This is a genomic window from Vibrio sp. Y10_XG_PY6 (assembly GCF_024181795.1).
In the GTDB taxonomy this organism is placed as follows: domain Bacteria; phylum Pseudomonadota; class Gammaproteobacteria; order Enterobacterales; family Vibrionaceae; genus Vibrio; species Vibrio diabolicus.
The window spans coordinates 1-21,127 of the sequence record NZ_JAMZAQ010000002.1; the positions used below are offsets into that span (position 1 = coordinate 1).

Here is a 21,127-nt window from a genome sequence, read left to right on the forward strand (position 1 = left end):
TGGCGACCATAGCGTTTTGGACCCACCTGACTTCCATGCCGAACTCAGAAGTGAAACGAAATAGCGCCGATGGTAGTGTGGGGCTTCCCCATGTGAGAGTAGGACATCGCCAGGCTTTAAATTATGGACACTTGCTGATTACAAGTGAGTGATACCACTGCGGAGTGGTAGTTCAGTTGGTTAGAATACCGGCCTGTCACGCCGGGGGTCGCGGGTTCGAGTCCCGTCCACTCCGCCATTTATATTAAGCCCCAGTCGAAAGACTGGGGCTTTTTCGTTAATGCAAGTATATTTCTCCCTTCGTTCGAATGACTCCCGCAGAAGGCCTACTCGTAGCCCGGATCCGCTGCCACTTTTGAAAGACTAAGACTTTTGGTATCTGTAGTGCCAGCTTTCTCTGTAACCGAGTTGCACAATTCTAGTTGAATGTAATCTTGCCCATTTCTCTACAGATTCGAGCCTATAGTAAATGCTGGAGACCGATGAATCCGCATGAGCTAGCTCGTAGTTTGTATCCTTGTCACTGCGTATTTCGTTAACGCTCTTCTCTAATAAGAGTTTTCTACTGCCACTTCGCACATATTCATCGTTCTAGTGTTCTGGATAGTCCCTAGGAGAATGGATTGCTGGAGTTTGTTACCGCTAGTCTGATTTAGTCATTGGAAGAGAATGAGCGTCTAGACTGTTAAGAGAATAAAGTCATTCGAACATTCATGTCTTTTAGAAAACTTTGTTTTCTTTGCTGATCTTGCTAGTAAAGATTAACCTAAGAGGAGTTCTCGTAGGAGTAAGTTTGATGATGCAACAAATAAAAAATGAAACCTTGAAATCCGTATTTAAACAATGGTCTTCCGAAGAGGGAATTGTGGTCATCAACCCTGCAACTGAGCAAGAGTTAGTTCGACTAAAGCCCAGTGCTCTTGAGGAATTAGATGACATTATTGGTAAGTGTAAAACCGAGCAAATTCGCTGGGCAAAGTTAAGTGCTAAAGAGCGCTCTCGTCGCTTGAAAAAGTGGTATCAATTACTCCTTGATAATGCAGAAGACATTGCCACAATTATTACCTTAGAGCAGGGAAAACCATTAACCGAGAGTAAAGGGGAGGTGATGTATGGCGCCTCTTTTGTCGAGTGGTTCTCAGAAGAAGCCAAACGTGCTTATGGCGAAGTTATACCTGCCCCCACGACAGATCGACGCCTGTCTGCTATTCGCCAGCCTGTAGGAGTATGCGCTGCAATTACGCCGTGGAACTTCCCTATTGCGATGATTACAAGAAAAGCAGCACCAGCCCTGGCGGCAGGTTGTGGCATGTTGATCAAGCCCTCTGAGCTTACACCTCTTACTGCAATTGCTGTTGTTGAATTAGCTTATCAGGCAGGAATCCCAAAAGAACTGCTTCCTGTGGTGGTATCAGAGCAGGCAGCTGAGTTTGGCCAAGTACTAAGTACTGATCCTAGGATTAAGAAAGTTTCTTTTACGGGCTCTACGCGAGTCGGGAAGATTTTGATGAAACAAGCCAGTGACTCTGTCAAAGCGGTTTCGATGGAGTTAGGTGGTAATGCACCTTTTATTGTTTTTGAAGATGCAGATTTAGATGCGGCTGCGGAAGGGCTTGTCGCTTCGAAGTTCCGTAATGCAGGGCAAACATGTGTTTGTACCAATCGGCTGTATGTTCATGAAGGTGTAAAACAAGTTTTTATTGAAAAAGTATTGTCGAAGTTAAGCAAATTACAGCTTGGTAATGGTTTAGATAACGGTGTCACATTAGGCCCTGTTATTACGATGGCTTCTAAACATCGTCTAGAGGCGGTGATCGATCAAGCCGTACAAGAAGGGGCTTCTATTGCCAACTCTCCGCAGAGACGCTCTGGGCGCTTTATGGAGCCCGTTCTTTTGGATAGCGTCAAGCAGCATATGTCGATTGTTCAGCAAGAGCTATTCGGGCCTGTGTTACCTATTATTACCTTTGAGAATGATGAACAAGTTCTCGGAATGGCGAATGACACAGAGTATGGTTTGGCTTGTTACTTCTACACGAATAACTTCAAGCGTATTGTTGCTTTCAGTGAAGGTCTGGAATACGGCATGGTTGGTGTCAATGAGGGGATTATTTCTACTGAGGTGGCCCCGTTTGGTGGAGTGAAAGAGTCAGGAGTTGGCCGAGAAGGTGCGAAACAAGGGCTCGATGAATATTTGGAGACAAAGTATATTTGTCTCGGTGGTTTAAGCTGAGTTGGTTGATTTAAGCAAAAAGCTGGGTTTTACCTGGCTTTTTTTGATCTGGAAGGCGTACCACCCACTATGATTAATTTGGTTTATATTTATTGGTGAACATTGCTTATGGTGGGACTATCGATAGAAAGCAGAGTTGTTGGTGAGCAGATATTCCACTCTAAGTTAAGCGATGCCTTCAAGGTAATGATCTAAACTCTGATTTTCTTTCCTGAGTGACATGAGTAGAAAAGAGTTAGGCTTTAAACCAATGCAAAAAAGCCGTATCAAGAGATACGGCTTTTTCTAATATGGCTCCTCCTACTGGACTCGAACCAGTGACCTGCGGATTAACAGTCCGTCGCTCTACCAACTGAGCTAAGGAGGAACAAATTTTAATAAGTGGTGCCGACTACCGGAATCGAACTGGTGACCTACTGATTACAAGTCAGTTGCTCTACCTACTGAGCTAAGTCGGCACATTTTCGTTAATAAGTAATCGACTTACTAACTGAAAAATGGCTCCTCCTACTGGACTCGAACCAGTGACCTGCGGATTAACAGTCCGTCGCTCTACCAACTGAGCTAAGGAGGAATTGTCTTTTTAAAAGAATAAATGGTGCCGACTACCGGAATCGAACTGGTGACCTACTGATTACAAGTCAGTTGCTCTACCTACTGAGCTAAGTCGGCACACTATATTCTTTAACTATTGTTCGTGCTAAGCACCAACAATTAATAAATTGTGGTGCCCGGAGGCGGAATCGAACCACCGACACGAGGATTTTCAATCCTCTGCTCTACCGACTGAGCTATCCGGGCGACGAGGTGTATTAAACGGTTTTTCGGCTCTTAGGTCAACCATAAAATTAAAATAAAATATCGTTTGATGAAAATGTGCTCGGAGTGGGCTGTTTTTATGCATTTTTGATACAAATCCACCATCAACTAAGCTTTCTTTAATGGAAAGATAGGAGTTTGAAAGTAGAGTAAATGGATAAAAACAAAAAAAGCACGCTTGAAAACGTGCTTTATACTAAACAATTGACTTTAACCTAGTGCTTTACAGAGAACTTGTTTACCCAACCTTCTAGCTCATCCGCCAGCGAAGCTAAACTTTGAGTGCTTGATTGACTCTCCGTTACCACTGAGTTGAGCTGGCTTCCGCTTTCCTCGATAAGATTTACGCGCAGCGCAATATCATCGCTAACCTGAGTTTGTTCGGCTGCTGCAGTCGCGATCTGCTGACTCATTGCAGTGATAGATTCTAACGCCGTTACAATTTGCTGCAGAGCTTCAGAGGCATTCTTAGACTCTGTTACTGTGCCCTCACTGGTTTCTGCACACACTTCCATTGTGTGAATAGCGTTACGGGAACCTTCTTGCAGGTTGGAGATCATATGCTGAATCTCTTTAGTGCTATCTTGTGTTCGGCCTGCCAGGTTACGCACCTCGTCGGCAACAACGGCAAAGCCTCGACCTTGCTCTCCGGCACGTGCTGCTTCAATGGCAGCATTGAGTGCGAGTAAGTTTGTTTGCTCTGCAATATCGCCAATTACATCGAGCACTTTCACTATACTATTTACATCCTGATCTAGATCGGCGACCGCTTTACTTGCAGTATTTAATTGAGAAGCCAAACCTTGAATGTTTTCAACAGTACTGTGAATCAACTTCTGAGTATGCTGACTTTGTTTATCGGCTTCGTCTGTGTTGTTTGCTGTATCACTTGCCGAGTTGGCAACATGGTTGGCTGAAGAAGCCATTTCAGTCATCGCAGTGGCAATCATTGCTGTTGACTGCTGCTGGGATACGGTGAGATCGGCAATCGTATTTGAGCGAGATTCTACGGCAGATAACTCAGCGCGCAGTGCGTGCATGGATTTCTCAAGGTTTGTCACCATGGTGGCTAGTGATTGACTCATATCTTGCACCGCACGATAGATACTTCCTCTCGGCGCCACTGCATCAAAACTGGTCTGAATGTCGCCTTGTGCGACAGCTTGAACGGCTTTGCGCACATCGTTTGGCTCTCCACCAAGTAGATTGAGCATCTTGCGAATCGAGATTATCAGGCCACCGAGAATACTCCCCGCGATAACTAAACACAGTACAAGCTGCCATTGAGCGGTAGCCCAGAAGCGAGCATTCACCTCATTAAAGCCGATCCCTGTACCTACAACCCAGCCCCAATGTGGTGTTTTCTCGGCAATAGAGTGTTTTTCTTCAATGCTTCCGTCGGCCTGCTTTTGACTCCAAGTATATTCGATGATTTGACCTGTTTTGCGCCCCAAAACATCTAAGATAAGTTGGCCGACGCTGTTGCCATCTCCATCACGAAAGTCGTGAAAGCTTGTTCCATGTAATTGAGGGTCAAGCGGAGCTGCAACAAAAATCATGTTCTCATCTGCGACATAAACGTATTCGTTGTCTTTGTAGATATTATTACGGAGTAGGCGAGTGGCTAATGATTTCGCTTCGTCCTCTGGCATTTTGCCTTCGATAGCCATTTTTTCTACTTCGGTAAGAATGCTGTACGCACTTTTGAATAGCTCAGTAACCCGAGCTTTGTTATCAAGGTTACTTGCGACGCGAAGTGTCCATAAGCCCGTTGCGGTCAGTGCTAGGAGTGCTAGCAATATGATCGCAGATAATAAATAGGCTTGAGTTTTTAGTTTCATATTTGGCTCACAAATAAAGTGTCATCACTATGCAAGGCATAGCTAAAAGAAGAAATGTAATAACTCGGGCATCTTAGTGAAGATGAATATTCGCGCATACTAATGCGTATTGAAATTATGATGAGGATTAAATTTTTAGCGTAAAATAAGTATTTTTTAGAGATTGGGCTTAATATTTTGCGATGCTAGAAACAGAGAAACAGAGAAAATGAAATGAGCGTAGGGCAGGATGCCAAAAAGCCGCATCAAAAGATGCGGCTTTTTAAAAATGGCTCCTCCTACTGGACTCGAACCAGTGACCTGCGGATTAACAGTCCGTCGCTCTACCAACTGAGCTAAGGAGGAATTATTCGTGTATCGTGTTTAGCAATGACACCAAATAATGGTGCCTCGAGGCGGAATCGAACCACCGACACGAGGATTTTCAATCCTCTGCTCTACCGACTGAGCTATCGAGGCAAAAGAATGGTGCCGACTACCGGAATCGAACTGGTGACCTACTGATTACAAGTCAGTTGCTCTACCTACTGAGCTAAGTCGGCACACTTTATTCTTTTTAGAAGAGATGAACTCTTCGTTTTAAGAATCTCATTTATATGAAATTCTTGAAGTTGGCTCCTCCTACTGGACTCGAACCAGTGACCTGCGGATTAACAGTCCGTCGCTCTACCAACTGAGCTAAGGAGGAACTATTCTGTTTTGTGTCTTGCCAATGATTTAAAATTAAGCAAGCGCACCAAATATGGTGCCTCGAGGCGGAATCGAACCACCGACACGAGGATTTTCAATCCTCTGCTCTACCGACTGAGCTATCGAGGCAAAAGAATGGTGCCGACTACCGGAATCGAACTGGTGACCTACTGATTACAAGTCAGTTGCTCTACCTACTGAGCTAAGTCGGCACACTTTATTCTTTGTGCTTTTGTCCGTGTTATAACATTTCGTTAAGACACCAACAAATCAAATTGTGGTGCCCGGAGGCGGAATCGAACCACCGACACGAGGATTTTCAATCCTCTGCTCTACCGACTGAGCTATCCGGGCGACGGAGCGCTATTAAACGGATTTTCCCGCTTTGCGTCAACCACTTTTTTTAAATAATTTCAAAAAAGTGCTTGTTCGAACGCTTTTTATTCAACTGTCACTACAAAGTTTGCTTTGAGTTAAATTCCTTTTTGAAATTTGTAACTTTTTCTAGGTAACGACGTGCTTCTGCGTTCGGATGTTTCTTAGTTAATGCCCAATAAACTTGGTTGGGTTGCAACGAATTAAGATCTTGCATTGCGCGTTTGCGATCGTTGCGATTGAATGTGTTTAAAACACCCCCTGTACCGCCATTGTACGCGGAAATCATGCTGTACTCGAGAGAGGTAGGGTGATGGACTTCTCTTAAATAACGATTTTTTAAGATGTAGAAATACGCAGTACCGGTATCGATGTTGTTTTCTGGATTAAACAAATATTCCGGGCTTGGTTGGCCTGAGCGCTTTTTCACGAGCTTGAATACGTCTCGACCGGCGGTTTTAGGTACAACTTGCATTAAGCCATACGCATTTGCCCAACTTACTGCGTACGGGTTGAAGCTGCTCTCGGTTTTAATAATGGCGTATATCAAATCTTCTGGAATATCGTATTTCTTGGAAGCTCGGCGCACGATATCGGCGTATTGGTAGCTGCGTGTTGAAAAATGGTCTTCAACCATGGGGATTTCGACGTAATACGCTTTCTTGAAATCAACGTCTTTGGTCTTGATTTTGTTTGCGATGAGATACTCCGCAAATCGGTTTGCCCGCCAAGACCACTGAATTGGCTTATTGTCTTGGTCAACAACTTGTTTATACAGAAATGGTTGCCCTTCTAACGTGATTCCTTTTGAGGAGAACAAGTCGACGTGAGCTGGATCGTCTGGCGTGAGTAAGGTCGTGACAATCGCCTCTTTGAGGTGCTTTTGGGGCTCGGTCGGTGATACGGTTTCAATCGTGATCACGCCTTTGCGAAAGTCGACTTCGGCACGGCTAAGGTAGTTATCGATATATTTGACGTAATTACTTTTGCCTGCGTACTTAATTTCTTTTTTACCCCAGCGCTTTTGAATGTTACCAGAGAAACTATTGATCAGGGCGTCCAACGCGGCGGTATCTTTTTCAAATTGTCCAGGTAGCTCAGCTAAATTATTGGCAAAACGGTTTGTGGGCTCGTAGTTGACGTCATAAATCTTTTCGACGAATTCACGGCTACAGCCAGCCATTAAAAGTGCGGCAGCAATAAAGACAATTTTTTTCATAAGTATCAGGGCTATTGAAGGTAATAGAAAAATGACACCACAAGTGGTTGTGATGTCATTGTTTTAACTCAAGCGACTTTATTCGCTCGGCGGTGTGTAACCTTCGATATGAACGTCTTTTCCTTCAAAGAGGAAATTTACCATTTCTGTTTCGATCAGTTTGCGGTGTTCTGGATCCATCATGTTGAGTTTCTTCTCGTTGATCAACATGGTTTGTTTGTGTTGCCACTGAGCCCACGCTTCTTTCGAGATGTTGTCGAAAATGCGTTTACCTAGTTCACCAGGGTAAAGTTGAAAGTCTAGACCTTCGCCTTCTTTCTTTAGTCGAGCACAAAATACAGTGCGGCTCATAATGACTCCTTGTATTCAATTAACGAAGTTCGTGGGGTAGCGTTTCCAGCAATAGTTTTACTGGCGCGGCTAAACCGACTTCTTCAGGTTTAGATAAGTTATACCAAAGACCTTTGTTGCCTTCCATTATCACGTCCGGTTGCTTTGATAAATCAATCAAAATTGGCGTGATATCTAGGTGGTAATGGCTAAAGGTATGACGAAAGGTAATCAGTGTTTGCTGCTGTTTGATATTGCTGGCTTGAATGCCGCGTTGATCCAGTAGCAATTCAATGTCGCTTTCTGCATCCACATGTTCGGTTTGTGGGAAGCAGAATAAGCCACCCCAAATGCCTGTTTGTGGTCTTTGCTCCAACCACACCTCATGACCATTTTCGGTGTTGTGGTGAAGCATCACGAAACGAGTTTGCTTGATTGGTTTATCTTTCTTCGGTTTTTTGCCCGGGTAGTCGAGCACATTACCTTGTTGCTTTGCCACACACAGATCAGCAACAGGGCAGAGGCTACATTTGGGTTTGCTGCGTGTGCAGACCATTGCGCCCATGTCCATCATTGCCTGGTTATACTTATCTACATCCGCTTGTGGGGTATGCGTTTCGGCAATTTCCCACAGCTGGTTTTCAACCTTTTTTTGTCCTGGCCATCCTGCAACTGCGAAACAGCGGGATAGGGTGCGCTTCACGTTACCATCAAGAATCGCGTGTGGTTGTTTATACACAGACGATAAAATGGCGGCAGCGGTAGAGCGACCAATCCCCGGTAGGGCGTTCATTTTCTCTATATCAAGAGGAAACTCACCATTGTATGTAGAGGCGACCTCTTGTGCTGCTTTGTGAAGGTTACGGGCTCGGGCGTAATACCCTAAGCCAGTCCAAAGGTGTAGGACTTCATCTTGCTCAGCATTGGCAAGATCGATCACGGTTGGAAAGCGTTCCAAGAAACGTTGGTAATACGGAATAACCGTAGTGACCTGAGTTTGCTGAAGCATAATTTCAGACAACCAGACACTGTATGCGGTCTTATTTTGTTGCCACGGAAGATCTTTTCTTCCATATGCGTCATACCATTCTAGGATGGCACTGGCGAAAGGTGTCACGACTTGCTCTGTATTCTATTATTGGTTAGGTGCAAAATTGCACCACATAATGGGCAAGAAGTACAACGGATAAACAGTAGGGATATAAAGAGGTGTGTCGTTGCTTTTTGGTTGCCATAGACCAAGAGCTCAACAAATACTTGCACCTAAGTAAATTCTTTGGATAATCCCCGCTTTGATTAATCAATGTGCAGGCAAAATCAATGAGTGAAGTAACCACTAACGAATACAACGAAGACGGAAAGCTGATCCGCAAAATCCGCAGCTTTGTACGCCGTGAAGGGCGTTTGACTAAAGGTCAAGAGAGCGCGATGAATGAATGCTGGCCTACGATGGGTATTGACTTCAAAGCTGAACTTCTCGATTGGAAAGAGGTATTTGGCAACGATAACCCAGTAGTGCTTGAGATCGGTTTTGGTATGGGTGCTTCATTGGTTGAAATGGCAAAGAACGCGCCAGAGAAAAACTTCATCGGTATCGAAGTTCATAGCCCAGGCGTTGGTGCTTGTCTTGCCGATGCTCGCGAAGCGGGAATTACTAACCTGCGTGTAATGTGTCACGATGCGGTAGAAGTATTCGAACACATGATCCCAAATGGCAGCTTATCGACACTACAATTGTTCTTCCCAGACCCTTGGCATAAGAAGCGTCACCACAAGCGTCGTATTGTTCAATTAGGTTTTGCGGAAATGGTGCGTGAGAAGCTTATCCCTAATGAAGGTATTTTCCACATGGCGACCGACTGGGAAAACTACGCAGAGCACATGATTGAAGTGATGAACCAAGCGCCAGGTTTCGAAAACATTGCTAAAGATGGTGATTTCGTTCCTCGTCCAGACGATCGCCCGCTAACGAAGTTTGAAGCTCGTGGTCACCGTCTTGGTCACGGTGTTTGGGATATCAAATATAAGCGTATTGCGTAACCAGAGGAGTTCATGGGATGTACCATTACGCGATATTAGCGAATCCGGGTCATAACCGAATTTACTTTGATAGCGCAATGACCATTGCCTGTTCTGAGCTAAAAGCAATTTTAGCTTCACAAGGTGTGGATGTGACAGAAATTGGTAGTAAAGACGTTGGCTTACCTGCTGCGTTGGTGTTTTCTTGTCAGGAAGCGCTAACCGATGAGCAGGCGCGAAGAATCGCAGCCTCTTCGATTTACTATGCGCTATTTGAAGTGCGCGAAGATGGTTTACTTCGACCAGTTCAATCGCCCGTATTTAACACTTTCCCGGAAAGTATGAGTCAGATTTTGCGCTACACCGGGAAAACAAACGAGCAGTTTACCCGTTTGATGGTGAATATCGGCATTAGTGCGTCCAATACGGGAAGTGAACAACTGACCTTAATGGATCCAATGTGTGGTAAAGGTACAACCTTATTTGAAGGCTTGATCCACGGTTTGAACGTGGTAGGGGTTGAGATCAACGCCAAGTGGGTGCAAGAGATCCAGACCTTTATTGTTAAGTTCATGAAGAATGGCCGCTTTAAGCACAAAGTGAGCAAAGAAAAGCGCACTGCGGGTGGCAAGAAAGTGGCGGATGGTTTCGTGGTTGAAGCTGCAGCAAATAAAGAAGATTACAACCAAGGCAATCTTCAGTTTATGAAGCTGTATTCGGCTGATACTCGTATCGCTGATCAAGTCGTGAAAAAGAACTCAGTTGATGTGATGGTGTCTGATCTGCCTTATGGCGTGCAGCACGGCAGCAAAAATGCCAAGGACAGCAAACTGAACCGTAGTCCACTAGAGCTTTTAAAAGAGGCTCTGCCTGCATGGAAAGTGGTATTGAAAAAGCAAGGTTCAGTGGTGTTGTCTTTCAATGAATTCACATTGAAATGGAAAGATGTCGCGGCATTATTTGAAGAGCAAGGTTGGAAGGTACTTTCAGAAGAGCCTTACATCGGTTATCTTCACCGTGTTGATCAATCTATCAACCGCAATATTATTGTGGCAGTAAAACCATAATCGACTTGAGTCGAACGAACCCTATGGAAAAGCCAACGACACGTTGGCTTTTTTTACCTCTGAGCTCAACGAGTTCTCTTGTAAATAGAAGGTAGAGAATGAAACCGACAGTGGAAATTTTGACAGATATTTTGGCGGAAGTACGCCCTTTAATCGGCCAAGGTAAAGTGGCTGATTACATTCCTGCTCTGGCAAAAGTACCCAGCAACAAGTTAGGTATTGCGGTATACACCAACGAAGGTGAGGTTATTAAGGCGGGTGATGCCGATGAACCTTTCTCTATCCAATCTATTTCAAAAGCATTGAGCTTGACGTTAGCGATGTGCTTGTACAAGCAAGAAGAAATTTGGTCTCGAGTGGGAAAAGAGCCTTCGGGGCAGGCATTTAATTCGCTAATCCAGCTAGAAATGGAGCAAGGTATTCCTCGTAATCCATTTATAAATGCTGGAGCGATAGTAGTGGCAGATTTGTTACAAACTCGCTTATCTGCACCTCGTCAGCGCCTGTTGGAATTTGTGCGTCAGCTTTCTGGTGATACCCATATTGTGTATGACAAAGTCGTTGCGGCATCCGAAATGATGCATGGTGATCGTAATGCGGCGATTGCATATCTCATGCGCTCGTTTGGCAACTTCGAAAATGAGGTGATTCCAGTACTACAAAACTACTTCCACGCTTGTGCGCTGAAGATGAGTTGCGTCGATTTGGCTAAAACGTTTAGCTATTTAGCAAACAAGGGCACATCGGTACAAACGGGTAAGCCTGTAGTTTCTCCTGTGCAAACCAAACAACTTAATGCACTGTTAGCAACGTGTGGCCTGTATGATGGCGCGGGCGAGTTTGCTTATCGCGTTGGTATGCCTGGTAAGTCTGGTGTTGGTGGTGGCATTATCGCGGTAGTACCTGGTGAAATGACTATTTCAGTATGGTCTCCAGAGCTTGATCCTTCAGGTAACTCGCTTGCGGGTACTAAGGCGCTTGAGCTGCTCTCAGAGCGAATTGGCCGTTCAATTTTCTAATGTTGGAAATGTGTCAACCTTATTTAGGACGGCACAGTTTCTAAATAAAAAGCCTCTCAATTGAGAGGCTTTTTTTGTTTTGGGGTTGCGTTACTCTTCGCTTTCTTCGGCCATAAAGGCTTCGAGCAAATCATTAAGGAAGAGCTTCCCTTTTTCAGTAATTTGCCAATGGGTAGCCGTTTCACTCAGGTAGCCCATTTCTATCGCCCAGTCGATGGTTTCTTGAATCGTACTAAGCGGTAAGCCCGTGGTGTCCACATAATCTTGCTTCGGACAGGCTTCGATTAAGCGGAATCGGTTCATAAAAAACTCGAATGGACGATCTTCATCCGCGACGACATGTTCTGTATGCAGATAAGGTTTGACCATATTTTGATAAGCCGCTAAATAGCCTCGCGGGTGTTTTACCTTTGTCGTTCGAATAATACGTCCGTCGGTAAAACTGAGTTTGCCATGAGAGCCACAACCGATACCAAGGTAATCACCAAAGCGCCAGTAGTTGAGGTTGTGCTGACACTGATAGCCCGGCTTGCTGTAACCGGAGATTTCATATTGCACATAACCCGCGGCTGCAAGTTTTTGGTGTCCGAGCTCGAAAATATCCCACAAGTCATCATCGTCAGGTAGCGTTGGTGGCTTGTAGTAGAACATGGTGTTTGGTTCGATGGTCAGCTGATACCAAGACAAGTGCGGCGGTGCCAACTCAATCGCTTTGTCCAAATCTGCCAAGGCTTGTTCGATGCTTTGATCAGGTAAGCCGTGCATGAGATCGAGGTTAAAGCTGTTCAAACCGATTTGGTGCGCCAGCTGAGCAGCGTTGACGGCTTCGTCTTGGCCGTGAATACGCCCCAAACGCTCAAGCTTTTGTTGCTCAAAGCTTTGCACGCCGATAGAGATACGCGTTACCCCGGCTTTACGGTAGCCAACAAAACGCTCTGCTTCGATGGTGCCTGGGTTCGCTTCCATGGTGATTTCGATTTCAGGCTTGAACGGAATACGCGCTTCAATGCCCTTAAGTAGACGCTCGATGCCTTCTGCCGAAATCAAACTCGGCGTACCACCACCAATGAAGATTGAATGCAGTGGACGTGGCGCTTCGTTAAGTCTGTATTTCTCAATGTCGGTATCCAAATCTTCTAAAAGGGCACTGATGTACTCTTCTTCTGGAATCTCGGTTTTGAGCGCGTGAGAGTTAAAGTCGCAATACGGGCACTTTTGCACACACCAAGGGATGTGTACATACAAGCTGAGTGCTGGGGGCGTTAACATGGTCTAATTCGCTCGTGATTACTGAGACACTTGCTCAGACAGTTGAGCAAACAACGACTTGAGCGCTTTACCGCGGTGAGACAGTTGTTTCTTACGTGCAGGTTCAAGTTCGGCTGACGCACAGTTGTCTTCAGGAACAAAGAAGATTGGGTCGTAGCCAAAGCCATTTTCACCGTGTGCTTCAGTTAGAATTCGGCCTTCCCATTTACCGTGACAGACGATAGGCGTTGGGTCGTTCTCGTGACGCATGAGGACTAATACGCAGTGGAAACGTGCTGTACGCTCTGCTTCTGGTACGCCTTCCATTGCCGCTAGCAATTTTTCTAGATTCTCTTGATCAGATGCGCTCTCGCCTGCGTAACGTGCAGAGTAAATGCCCGGAGCGCCTTTTAAGAAATCGACTTCTAATCCAGAGTCGTCTGCAATGGCAGGAAGCCCTGTTTCTTGTGCGGCATGGCGAGCTTTAATGATTGCGTTTTCAATGAAAGTTGTACCCGTTTCAGCTACTTCCGATACATTGAATTCACTTTGCGCTAATACTTCAAAGCCGAAGTCAGACAACAAATCTGCCATTTCACGAACTTTGCCTTGGTTACCAGTTGCTAGCACAATTTTTTTCATGGGAATCTCTTTTAATAGTGATAGAGGAGAACAAATCGTTCTCCTCTAGATATTCTTTAACTAATAAGTGGTTTTTAGCCTGCTTAGATCCAAAAGCTTTTGGAACATCACAACCCAATTACTCTTCAACATAAAACTTCTGGGTGAATTTAAGCTTACCTGAGCCTTTGTTTCCAGCTTTTACGTCAATATCGAAAGTAAAAGTTTCTTCGTGGGTAATTGGCAGTTCGGCTAAATAGTATATCGCATTGCCTTCTTTGACTTCACGAAAGGTCAAGGTCTGAGTTTGGCCGATAAGGTTCTTCGCGCGTCCAGCAATTTTTGCTTCTAATGCTGGCTTACCCAATGAAGCTCTATCTAACACGCTAATATTAACCACAGCGAGGTATCCATTACGTTTGATATCGTAGCTACGTGCGACTTTGGGTGTTAGGAATGTTGAGTTAAACGCGACATAGTGTACTTCGATATCTTTCATATTTTTAAACTGATCGGCGAAGCTTGGTAACGACAACAGGCTAATCAGTAATGCGGTAATCCATTTGCTCATTGTTACTTCCTCAAAGCACTTGTTATAAAACAACCATAGCTGCAATTTTACCTTGGTCAGGGGGTAAAAAATGCGTACTCAGTCGTTGGTATTAGTAAGTGTGGTACAAAATCGTAAATAAAAAGCCATCATAAGATGGCTTTAATTTCTGTCGGTATCTGGGTAGGCGATTCTATCCGAACTTGTTTGTGCCGTCCTAATTCACCTTTTTCTATGTGAACCAAACCCTTAGCGATTTTAAACTGCTTGGCTAAGAACTTAGTTAGGTGCGCATTAGCTTTGCCATCGACAGGTGGAGCAGTAATGGCGATTTTGAGCTCTTCACCATGCAAGCCAACAATTTTATCGCGGCTTGCTTTAGGTTGAATATAGAGCTTTAGGATGATGTCCTCGCCATCTTGCCAAACTGCGGCTGACATTATAACTGGAACCAAATTGGACCAATGATATCACCCATCAAGAAGTTCGCGAACTGCAAGCCGATAAACAGTACCAGTACGCTCAAATCAAGACCACCAATAGCCGGGATAATACGACGGATTGGTGCGCACATTGGCTCGGTTAATTGATGGAATACGTACTCGATAGGGCTGCGACCTTGGCTTACCCAGCTCAAAATTGCACGGATCAATAGTACCCAGAACAGCAGACCTCCAGCGGCTTTGATTAATGATAACAAGCCCAAGAACAAGAAATCAGCGCTGAAAGAGACGGAACCGTTCGAAGCTATCAGGATCAGAACGACAAATTTAAGCACACACAACACGTAGGCAAACAACACTGTTGCTAGGTCAATATTCCCCACGGATGGGATAATGCGGCGCAGTGGACCAATGACCGGCTGAGTCGCTTTTACTATGAATTGCGAGAATGGGTTGTAGAAGTCTGCGCGTGCAGCTTGCAACCAAATTCGCAAAATTACGACCATGATGTACAGGTCAAATAGGGTTGAGATGAGAAAACTCATTGAATTCATAAGGTACCCTTAACAAGTGATGGATGATACTAAACGGAGTTCATCCAAATAATTAAAACAGTTTTTCCATTTCTTCCGCGCGAGCCACAGCAGCTTGCATGGCTTTAGCAACAATATCTGAAAGTTGATGTTCGTTGAATGTACGCAGTGCTTCTGCCGTTGTCCCACCTTTCGATGTCACGTTCTCACGCAGGGTCGATAGCTCAGTTTCTGGGTTGCTAACCACCATACTGGCCGCGCCCAATGCAGCTTGCTGAACCAATAGTCGAGCGGTGTCTTTATCAAAACCTTGAGCAATCGCTTCTGCTTGCATCGCCTCCATAAACAGGAAGAAGTATGCCGGAGCACTGCCTGCTGCGGCAATCACATTATTGATGCCAGACTCTTGCACAACCCAACATACTTTACCGACCGCTTCCATTAACTCTGCAGCAAAAGCTTTGTCTTGCTCAGTTACATGGGCTGGTGCGAATAAACCACTCATGCCCAACCCAAGTTGTGATGGCGTATTTGGCATAACACGAACCAAGTTCAATTTGGTGGCTAGCATATCATCCAATCGTGAACAGTTGATGCCAGCGGCAATAGAAATCACCAGTTTATTAGTGAAATCGATCGCTTGCAGTGGTTTACAAACATCAGCCATCATTTGCGGTTTCACAGACAATACCACCACATCCGCTTCGGTCGCAGCTTGGATGTTATCGCTGGTGGTACGGATGCCAAAATCTTGTTCTAGCGGAAGACGGCGAGCCTCTGAAGGAGCTGTCGCGGTAATGTTTTGCGCTGGGTATCCGTTAGCAACCAAGCCAGAAACAATGGCTCTTACCATGTTGCCAGCACCAATGAAGGCGATTTTTTTATGTTCCATTTGTCTGATTTCCATCATGATATTTAGAGTTTGTTGTGCGCTCAGGTGTATAATGGCGCCGCTGTTACTTACTGCTCCTATTGGCGAGTAAGATGATTACGCGATTTACTCTTTAATTTAACGACGAATTTATGTCGCTAGTGAGCGTTTTGTTGATTTAGCTGTAGTCTCGCGCGCCGAAAATAGCGGTTCCAATACGAACCATTGTACTACCAGCTTCGATTGCAGCGGTCATATCACCACTCATTCCCATTGATAATGTATCGATTTCTGGGAACTGAGCTTCGAGTGTTTGCTTCAATGTGGCCAACTTCTGAAACTCATGAAGTTGTGATTCGTAGTCAGACACGTTGGCAGGAATCGACATCAACCCTCTTAAAGTGAGGTTGGGTAGGCGAGAAATCAACTCCGCAAGCTCGAATACTTCCGCTTCAGTGACACCAGATTTAGATGTCTCACCACTGGTGTTAACCTGAATCAGAACTTGTAGCGGTTTAAGTTCATTGGGACGCTGATCATTCAGGCGTTGAGCAATCTTGGTTCGATCGATGGTGTGAACCCAATCGAAATGTTCGGCAACAAGTCGCGATTTATTCGACTGAATCGGGCCAATGAAGTGCCATTCGATTCGATTATCTGGATAATGCTCGGCAAAGTGCTGAACTTTACTGACGCCCTCTTGGACGTAGTTTTCACCAAAGGCGGTTTGTCCCGCTTGGTAGGCTTCGAGAATTGCCTCGACAGGTTTAGTTTTGCTTACCGCTAGAAGTTGCACTGACTCTGGAGTTCGACCACATTTTTGCTCGTCATATCGAATTTGAGAGGTGATATGTTCAATATTTTGTTGAATACTACTCATAGCTGTACTTTAGACTTAAGGATTTTAAATGGATATCACTGAGTTACTGGATTTTAGTGTAAAACATAATGCCTCAGATCTACATCTTTCTGCAGGTGTCCCACCAATGGTTCGTATTGATGGGGATGTGAGAAAACTAGGCATTCCAGCGTTTACACACCAAGAAGTGCATCGTTTGGTTTTCGAAATCATGAACGATGCCCAACGCAGTGAGTTCGAAGAAAAACTCGAAGTCGACTTCTCTTTTGAGTTGCATAACGTTGGTCGTTTCCGTGTCAACGCTTTCAACCAATCTCGTGGCTGTGCGGCAGTATTCCGTACCATTCCAAGTAGCATTCCAACTTTGGAAGAGCTGGAAGCTCCCGAGATCTTCAAAAAAATTGCGAACGCTGAAAAAGGCTTAGTTCTGGTTACTGGCCCAACAGGTTCTGGTAAATCGACGACCTTAGCAGCCATTGTTGACTACATTAACCGTAATCACAACAAGCACGTACTCACAATTGAAGATCCGATTGAATTTGTTCACAACAACAATAAATGTTTGATCAACCAGCGTGAAGTACACCGTGATACGCATAGTTTCCAAAACGCACTGCGCAGCGCATTACGTGAAGACCCGGATGTCATTCTGGTTGGTGAGATGCGTGACAAAGAAACCATCAGCCTTGCGTTAACGGCAGCGGAAACGGGGCACTTAGTGTTCGGCACGTTACACACCAGCTCGGCGGCAAAAACCATTGACCGTATTATCGATGTGTTCCCTGGTAGTGATAAAGATATGGTGCGCTCGATGCTTTCTGAATCCCTTCGTTCGGTTATCGCACAAAAATTATTGAAACGTAATGGTGGTGGCCGTATTGCATGCCATGAAATCATGATGGCAACGCCTGCGATTCGTAACTTGATCCGTGAAGACAAAGTCGCGCAGATGTATTCGATCATTCAAACTGGTGCGGCTCACGGCATGCAAACCATGGAGCAAAATGCTCGTCAGTTAATGGCACAAGGTATGGTCGCTCGTGAAGAGGTCGATAGTAAGATCGGGTTAGAAGTGCAGCAATTCTCGTAACGCTCATACAGATAATGGTGAATACGGAAGATGGATCTAAATAAATTTCTCGAAGGTATGCTGGCGCTGAAAGCGTCGGATCTGTACATCACGGTTGGTGCGCCAATTTTGTTTCGCGTGGATGGCGAATTGCGACCTCAAGGTGAAAAACTCACCGAGAGTGATGTGGCTGCATTACTCGACAGTGCTATGGAGCCAGATCGGCGTCAGGAATTTCGTAAAAGTCGTGAATCGAATTTTGCCATTGTGAGAGATTGTGGCCGCTTCCGTGTTAGTGCTTTTTTTCAACGGGAATTACCGGGTGCGGTGATTCGTCGTATTGAAACCAATATTCCCACCTTTGAGCAATTAAAGTTACCGTTAGTGTTGCAAGATTTAGCGATAGCCAAGCGTGGTTTGGTGCTGGTGGTTGGTGCTACTGGGTCAGGTAAGTCCACCACAATGGCGGCAATGACGGGCTATCGAAACAGCAACAAGACGGGGCACATTTTGACGGTCGAAGATCCGATCGAATTCGTGCATGAGCATAAGCGCTGTATCGTGACTCAACGCGAAGTTGGGTTAGATACGGAAAGCTATGAAGTTGCGCTTAAAAACTCGCTGCGCCAAGCACCAGATATGATTTTGATTGGTGAGATCCGTAGCCGTGAAACAATGGAATACGCGATGACGTTCGCTGAAACAGGTCACCTGTGTATGGCGACTTTGCACGCCAACAACGCCAACCAAGCCTTAGAGCGTATTCTTCACTTGGTACCGAAAGATCAAAAAGAACAATTCTTGTTTGATTTGTCGATGAACCTAAAAGGTGTGGTTGGTCAGCAGCTGATCCGAGATAAGAATGGGCAGGGGCGCCATGGTGTATTTGAGATCTTGCTAAATAGCCCACGAGTATCTGATTTGATCCGTCGCGGAGATTTGCATGAGTTGAAGTCAACCATGGCTCGCTCAAATGAGTTTGGTATGCTGACGTTCGATCAATCTCTTTATAAGTTGGTGATGCAAGGTAAGATCAGCGAAGAGGATGCGCTGCACAGTGCCGATTCGGCGAATGATTTGCGCTTGATGTTGAAAACACAGCGTGGCGAAGCATTCTCTACGGGCAGTCTTGCTAACGTTAAGATCGATATGGATTAAGCGTGTTTAGACGAAAAAAGGTTGGCACTTGCCAACCTTTTCTTGTTTTGAGTATTGTGTTTTATTCACCCCAGAGGGCTTCAAACCAGCTTTCTAGAATCACCACCGCTGACTGGCAGTCCACATTCCCTTTCGATAGGGCTTTGTAGCCGCCCATGCTGAACAACTCCGCACGAGCTTCTGCTGTAGATAATCGCTCATCATGCAGTTCAACAGGTAAGCCGTATCGGCCTTGCAGACGCTTAGCAAATTTTCGTGCACGAGGGGTTATGGTCTCAAGGTCTTTGCCATGAAGATCAGTTGGTAAACCGACCACTAGCAAATCTGGCTGCCACTCTTTGATTTGCTTTTCGATATCGTCCCAATTTGGAATACCGTCATTGGCTTTAAAGGCTTTTAATGGGGAAGCCGTACCAGTAATTTCTTGGCCAATAGCGCTACCAATGCTTTTGGTTCCAAAGTCAAAAGCCATAATTGTGCGTGACATAAGGTGTCTCTATCTAATGTAACTGTATTTCGGACTAAGCATGTCCAGAGTCTGCTGAAAGGTGACTTGGGTCGATGCCCAGCTTTTCGACCGCTTTCTTCCAACGCTCGTTGATTGGTGTATTAAAGATAATTTCAGGCGTCGCTTCAATGGTGAGCCAAGAGTTTTCGACCAGTTCACTTTCTAATTGACCTGCACTCCAACCTGAATAGCCAAGTGCCACTAAGTAATCACTTGGTTCTGCTTCTGTTCCTAACACCGAAAGAATATCACGTGAAGTGGTTACTGCGAGGTCATCGGTCATTTGGACGCTGGACTCGTAGTAATCTTTAGGTTTATGCAGAATAAAACCACGATCTTCCGAGATTGGGCCGCCATTGTAGACTGGTCTATCTAAACTGGCTTCAAATAGACGCGGGTGTACCGGCTGAACTTCCACCTGCTTGAGCATGTTGCCGACGGTGATATCAACAGGAGCATTGATCATCAACCCCATAGCGCCGTCTTCGTTGTGCTCACAAACGTAGATCACGCTGTTTTGAAAGTACGGATCTTTCATCCCAGGCATGGCAACTAAAAAGTGATTTGTGAGATTCATACTCATATTGACCCTTAACTCTCGTAAATGCCCCTAAGCAAACATCATACAGTTTACCTCTAGGTATGTGCATGAGTTTGCTTAAGTTAATGTACTACGCTCTCTATTAACTGTAATACAGTTTGAGTTATTCGCCTTTTACTCGACGCTCAATCGCATCCATCAGTTTGCCAGTGATTGAGATGTCAAAAGCCGCTTCAATTTCGCGAATACAGGTTGGGCTGGTGACGTTGATTTCTGTTAGCTTGTCGCCAATTACGTCAAGGCCAACAAAAATAAGACCTTTTTCTTTCAGTGTCGGAGCGACAGTTTGAGCAATCTTAATATCGGTCTCGCTTAGTGGTCTAGCCTCACCTGTGCCACCAGCTGCAAGGTTACCGCGCGTTTCACCTTTTGCAGGAATACGAGCTAGACAGTAAGGCATTGGTTCACCATCTACGACTAAGATACGTTTGTCACCGTTGCTGATATCTGGCACGAAGGTTTGCGCCATTGCGTAGTTTTGACCGTGGTTGGTAAGTGTCTCGATGATTACAGAGACGTTAGGGTCGTTTTCTTTTACGCGGAAGATAGATGCGCCGCCCATACCATCAAGCGGTTTTAGGATGACATCACCATGTTTTTCACGAAACTCTTTAATTTTCTCTGCTTTTCGCGTCACGATTGTCGTTGGTGTCAGCTCAGGGAACCACGCTGTAAACAGTTTTTCATTACAATCACGTAGACTTTGAGGTTTGTTAACGATCAGTGCACCTTGTTCTTCTGCACGCTCAAGGATGTAAGTCGCGTAGATGTATTCTGTGTCAAACGGAGGATCTTTACGCATTAGTACAGCGTCTAGCTCAGACAGTTCGATCGTTTGCTCTGATTTGAACTCGTACCAACCGTTTGGATCTTCTTTTAGTTCCACCACTTTAGTATCTGCAATAGCAACGCCTTGATCGAGATGCAGATCATTCATTTCCATGTAGTGGATTTCATAGCCGCGTCGTTGCGCTTCAAGCATCATGGCAAAGCTAGAGTCTTTTTTGATGTTAATGGACGAAATTGGGTCCATCACAATGCCGAGTTTGATCAT

20 protein-coding genes, 13 tRNA genes and 1 rRNA gene are annotated in these 21,127 nt (G+C 45.1%); 8 read left to right on the top strand and 26 right to left on the bottom strand.

Translation table 11 applies throughout. The features are described 5' to 3' along the window. The 3 genes from rrf to NL644_RS08280 all read left to right on the top strand — a co-directional run. Positions 1-115: ribosomal RNA gene (gene rrf / locus NL644_RS08270) — 5S ribosomal RNA — on the top strand; the annotation flags it as partial. A 46-nt stretch (positions 116-161) separates the two neighbouring features. Next, positions 162-238 (top strand) — tRNA-Asp (locus NL644_RS08275). Between the two features lie 558 nt (positions 239-796). After that, positions 797-2,233, top strand: a complete 1,437-nt coding sequence (locus tag NL644_RS08280) for an NAD-dependent succinate-semialdehyde dehydrogenase (protein WP_181869533.1) — start codon at positions 797-799, stop codon at positions 2,231-2,233. Between the two features lie 291 nt (positions 2,234-2,524). On the opposite strand, the gene NL644_RS08285 is transcribed toward NL644_RS08280, so the two are convergent. The 16 genes from NL644_RS08285 to mutY form a co-directional block, all read right to left on the bottom strand. After that, a tRNA-Asn gene (locus tag NL644_RS08285) sits at positions 2,525-2,600 on the bottom strand. 15 nt (positions 2,601-2,615) lie between these two features. Beyond that, positions 2,616-2,691: transfer RNA gene (locus NL644_RS08290), tRNA-Thr, on the bottom strand. 40 nt (positions 2,692-2,731) lie between these two features. Next, a tRNA-Asn gene (locus tag NL644_RS08295) sits at positions 2,732-2,807 on the bottom strand. 22 nt (positions 2,808-2,829) lie between these two features. Further along, positions 2,830-2,905, bottom strand: a tRNA-Thr gene (locus NL644_RS08300). A gap of 53 nt (positions 2,906-2,958) precedes the next feature. Continuing rightward, positions 2,959-3,034 (bottom strand) — tRNA-Phe (locus tag NL644_RS08305). A 233-nt stretch (positions 3,035-3,267) separates the two neighbouring features. Continuing rightward, the gene (locus NL644_RS08310) at positions 3,268-4,893 is read right to left on the bottom strand and encodes a methyl-accepting chemotaxis protein (RefSeq protein ID WP_114323656.1); all 1,626 of its coding nucleotides are present in this window, start codon (positions 4,891-4,893) and stop codon (positions 3,268-3,270) included. A gap of 269 nt (positions 4,894-5,162) precedes the next feature. After that, positions 5,163-5,238: transfer RNA gene (locus NL644_RS08315), tRNA-Asn, on the bottom strand. A 38-nt stretch (positions 5,239-5,276) separates the two neighbouring features. Continuing rightward, a tRNA-Phe gene (locus NL644_RS08320) sits at positions 5,277-5,352 on the bottom strand. A 7-nt stretch (positions 5,353-5,359) separates the two neighbouring features. Beyond that, positions 5,360-5,435: transfer RNA gene (locus NL644_RS08325), tRNA-Thr, on the bottom strand. A 70-nt stretch (positions 5,436-5,505) separates the two neighbouring features. Beyond that, positions 5,506-5,581, bottom strand: a tRNA-Asn gene (locus NL644_RS08330). 55 nt (positions 5,582-5,636) lie between these two features. Further along, positions 5,637-5,712, bottom strand: a tRNA-Phe gene (locus NL644_RS08335). A gap of 7 nt (positions 5,713-5,719) precedes the next feature. Further along, positions 5,720-5,795 (bottom strand) — tRNA-Thr (locus NL644_RS08340). 66 nt (positions 5,796-5,861) lie between these two features. Beyond that, a tRNA-Phe gene (locus NL644_RS08345) sits at positions 5,862-5,937 on the bottom strand. 100 nt (positions 5,938-6,037) lie between these two features. Further along, positions 6,038-7,177, bottom strand: coding sequence for a membrane-bound lytic murein transglycosylase MltC (gene mltC / locus NL644_RS08350; protein ID WP_114323655.1), 1,140 nt, complete (start codon positions 7,175-7,177; stop codon positions 6,038-6,040). Positions 7,178-7,255: 78 nt separating this feature from the next. Further along, a complete protein-coding gene (locus NL644_RS08355; protein WP_005381002.1) occupies positions 7,256-7,528 on the bottom strand; it encodes an oxidative damage protection protein in 273 nt (90 codons plus the stop codon). A gap of 19 nt (positions 7,529-7,547) precedes the next feature. Further along, the gene (gene mutY, locus NL644_RS08360) at positions 7,548-8,624 is read right to left on the bottom strand and encodes an A/G-specific adenine glycosylase (protein ID WP_253658311.1); all 1,077 of its coding nucleotides are present in this window, start codon (positions 8,622-8,624) and stop codon (positions 7,548-7,550) included. Positions 8,625-8,827: 203 nt separating this feature from the next. Here mutY and trmB point away from each other — a divergent pair, with 203 nt between their 5' ends. From trmB to glsB, 3 genes are all read left to right on the top strand, one after another. Then, a complete protein-coding gene (gene trmB / locus NL644_RS08365; protein ID WP_005384506.1) occupies positions 8,828-9,547 on the top strand; it encodes a tRNA (guanosine(46)-N7)-methyltransferase TrmB in 720 nt (239 codons plus the stop codon). Positions 9,548-9,564: 17 nt separating this feature from the next. Continuing rightward, the gene (locus NL644_RS08370; protein WP_053304146.1) at positions 9,565-10,593 is read left to right on the top strand and encodes a TRM11 family methyltransferase; all 1,029 of its coding nucleotides are present in this window, start codon (positions 9,565-9,567) and stop codon (positions 10,591-10,593) included. 98 nt (positions 10,594-10,691) lie between these two features. Beyond that, on the top strand, positions 10,692-11,612 hold the full coding sequence (gene glsB / locus NL644_RS08375; RefSeq protein ID WP_005381007.1) for a glutaminase B: 921 nt from the start codon (positions 10,692-10,694) through the stop codon (positions 11,610-11,612). Between the two features lie 90 nt (positions 11,613-11,702). Here the strand turns inward: glsB and hemW are convergent, their stop codons facing one another. From hemW to NL644_RS08410, 7 genes are all read right to left on the bottom strand, one after another. After that, a complete protein-coding gene (gene hemW, locus NL644_RS08380) occupies positions 11,703-12,881 on the bottom strand; it encodes a radical SAM family heme chaperone HemW (protein WP_042521300.1) in 1,179 nt (392 codons plus the stop codon). Positions 12,882-12,899: 18 nt separating this feature from the next. Next, positions 12,900-13,502: an XTP/dITP diphosphatase gene (locus tag NL644_RS08385; protein ID WP_005381009.1), complete on the bottom strand. Its 603-nt coding sequence runs from the start codon at positions 13,500-13,502 to the stop codon at positions 12,900-12,902. A gap of 118 nt (positions 13,503-13,620) precedes the next feature. Next, positions 13,621-14,052: a DUF4426 domain-containing protein gene (locus NL644_RS08390; RefSeq protein WP_005381010.1), complete on the bottom strand. Its 432-nt coding sequence runs from the start codon at positions 14,050-14,052 to the stop codon at positions 13,621-13,623. A gap of 128 nt (positions 14,053-14,180) precedes the next feature. Next, complete coding sequence (gene yggU / locus NL644_RS08395) at positions 14,181-14,471, bottom strand: DUF167 family protein YggU (RefSeq protein WP_005384515.1); 291 nt, start codon at positions 14,469-14,471, stop codon at positions 14,181-14,183. Further along, the gene (locus NL644_RS08400) at positions 14,471-15,028 is read right to left on the bottom strand and encodes a YggT family protein (protein WP_012841393.1); all 558 of its coding nucleotides are present in this window, start codon (positions 15,026-15,028) and stop codon (positions 14,471-14,473) included. Before NL644_RS08400 ends, yggU begins: the two co-directional genes overlap by 1 nt. Before the next feature lie 52 nt (positions 15,029-15,080). Further along, positions 15,081-15,899, bottom strand: coding sequence for a pyrroline-5-carboxylate reductase (proC, locus tag NL644_RS08405; protein ID WP_114323650.1), 819 nt, complete (start codon positions 15,897-15,899; stop codon positions 15,081-15,083). Positions 15,900-16,056: 157 nt separating this feature from the next. After that, entirely contained in the window at positions 16,057-16,758 is a 702-nt protein-coding gene (locus NL644_RS08410; protein WP_005393975.1) for a YggS family pyridoxal phosphate-dependent enzyme, read from the bottom strand. Positions 16,759-16,786: 28 nt separating this feature from the next. Here NL644_RS08410 and NL644_RS08415 point away from each other — a divergent pair, with 28 nt between their 5' ends. Together NL644_RS08415 and NL644_RS08420 are read left to right on the top strand one after the other, a co-directional pair. After that, positions 16,787-17,827: a type IV pilus twitching motility protein PilT gene (locus NL644_RS08415; protein WP_005381015.1), complete on the top strand. Its 1,041-nt coding sequence runs from the start codon at positions 16,787-16,789 to the stop codon at positions 17,825-17,827. 30 nt (positions 17,828-17,857) lie between these two features. After that, positions 17,858-18,964, top strand: a complete 1,107-nt coding sequence (locus NL644_RS08420) for a PilT/PilU family type 4a pilus ATPase (RefSeq protein ID WP_006743091.1) — start codon at positions 17,858-17,860, stop codon at positions 18,962-18,964. A 61-nt stretch (positions 18,965-19,025) separates the two neighbouring features. Here NL644_RS08420 and ruvX read toward each other — a convergent pair whose 3' ends face one another. The 3 genes from ruvX to gshB form a co-directional block, all read right to left on the bottom strand. After that, the gene (gene ruvX, locus NL644_RS08425; protein ID WP_005381017.1) at positions 19,026-19,451 is read right to left on the bottom strand and encodes a Holliday junction resolvase RuvX; all 426 of its coding nucleotides are present in this window, start codon (positions 19,449-19,451) and stop codon (positions 19,026-19,028) included. Between the two features lie 34 nt (positions 19,452-19,485). After that, positions 19,486-20,049 (bottom strand): YqgE/AlgH family protein, encoded by a 564-nt coding sequence (locus tag NL644_RS08430; protein ID WP_005381020.1) that lies wholly within the window; start codon positions 20,047-20,049, stop codon positions 19,486-19,488. Positions 20,050-20,176: 127 nt separating this feature from the next. Beyond that, positions 20,177-21,127: a glutathione synthase gene (gshB, locus tag NL644_RS08435; RefSeq protein WP_006743090.1), complete on the bottom strand. Its 951-nt coding sequence runs from the start codon at positions 21,125-21,127 to the stop codon at positions 20,177-20,179.

Coding starts and splice junctions, on each gene's coding strand:
- NL644_RS08280 (WP_181869533.1), top strand. CDS start 797: ATGATGCAACAAATAAAAAATGAAACCTTGAAATCCGTATTTAAACAA.
- NL644_RS08310 (WP_114323656.1), bottom strand. CDS start 4,893: ATGAAACTAAAAACTCAAGCCTATTTATTATCTGCGATCATATTGCTA.
- mltC (WP_114323655.1), bottom strand. CDS start 7,177: ATGAAAAAAATTGTCTTTATTGCTGCCGCACTTTTAATGGCTGGCTGT.
- NL644_RS08355 (WP_005381002.1), bottom strand. CDS start 7,528: ATGAGCCGCACTGTATTTTGTGCTCGACTAAAGAAAGAAGGCGAAGGT.
- trmB (WP_005384506.1), top strand. CDS start 8,828: ATGAGTGAAGTAACCACTAACGAATACAACGAAGACGGAAAGCTGATC.
- NL644_RS08370 (WP_053304146.1), top strand. CDS start 9,565: ATGTACCATTACGCGATATTAGCGAATCCGGGTCATAACCGAATTTAC.
- glsB (WP_005381007.1), top strand. CDS start 10,692: ATGAAACCGACAGTGGAAATTTTGACAGATATTTTGGCGGAAGTACGC.
- hemW (WP_042521300.1), bottom strand. CDS start 12,881: ATGTTAACGCCCCCAGCACTCAGCTTGTATGTACACATCCCTTGGTGT.
- NL644_RS08385 (WP_005381009.1), bottom strand. CDS start 13,502: ATGAAAAAAATTGTGCTAGCAACTGGTAACCAAGGCAAAGTTCGTGAA.
- NL644_RS08390 (WP_005381010.1), bottom strand. CDS start 14,052: ATGAGCAAATGGATTACCGCATTACTGATTAGCCTGTTGTCGTTACCA.
- yggU (WP_005384515.1), bottom strand. CDS start 14,471: ATGTCAGCCGCAGTTTGGCAAGATGGCGAGGACATCATCCTAAAGCTC.
- NL644_RS08400 (WP_012841393.1), bottom strand. CDS start 15,028: ATGAATTCAATGAGTTTTCTCATCTCAACCCTATTTGACCTGTACATC.
- proC (WP_114323650.1), bottom strand. CDS start 15,899: ATGGAACATAAAAAAATCGCCTTCATTGGTGCTGGCAACATGGTAAGA.
- NL644_RS08410 (WP_005393975.1), bottom strand. CDS start 16,758: ATGAGTAGTATTCAACAAAATATTGAACATATCACCTCTCAAATTCGA.
- NL644_RS08415 (WP_005381015.1), top strand. CDS start 16,787: ATGGATATCACTGAGTTACTGGATTTTAGTGTAAAACATAATGCCTCA.
- NL644_RS08420 (WP_006743091.1), top strand. CDS start 17,858: ATGGATCTAAATAAATTTCTCGAAGGTATGCTGGCGCTGAAAGCGTCG.
- ruvX (WP_005381017.1), bottom strand. CDS start 19,451: ATGTCACGCACAATTATGGCTTTTGACTTTGGAACCAAAAGCATTGGT.
- NL644_RS08430 (WP_005381020.1), bottom strand. CDS start 20,049: ATGAATCTCACAAATCACTTTTTAGTTGCCATGCCTGGGATGAAAGAT.
- gshB (WP_006743090.1), bottom strand. CDS start 21,127: ATGATCAAACTCGGCATTGTGATGGACCCAATTTCGTCCATTAACATC.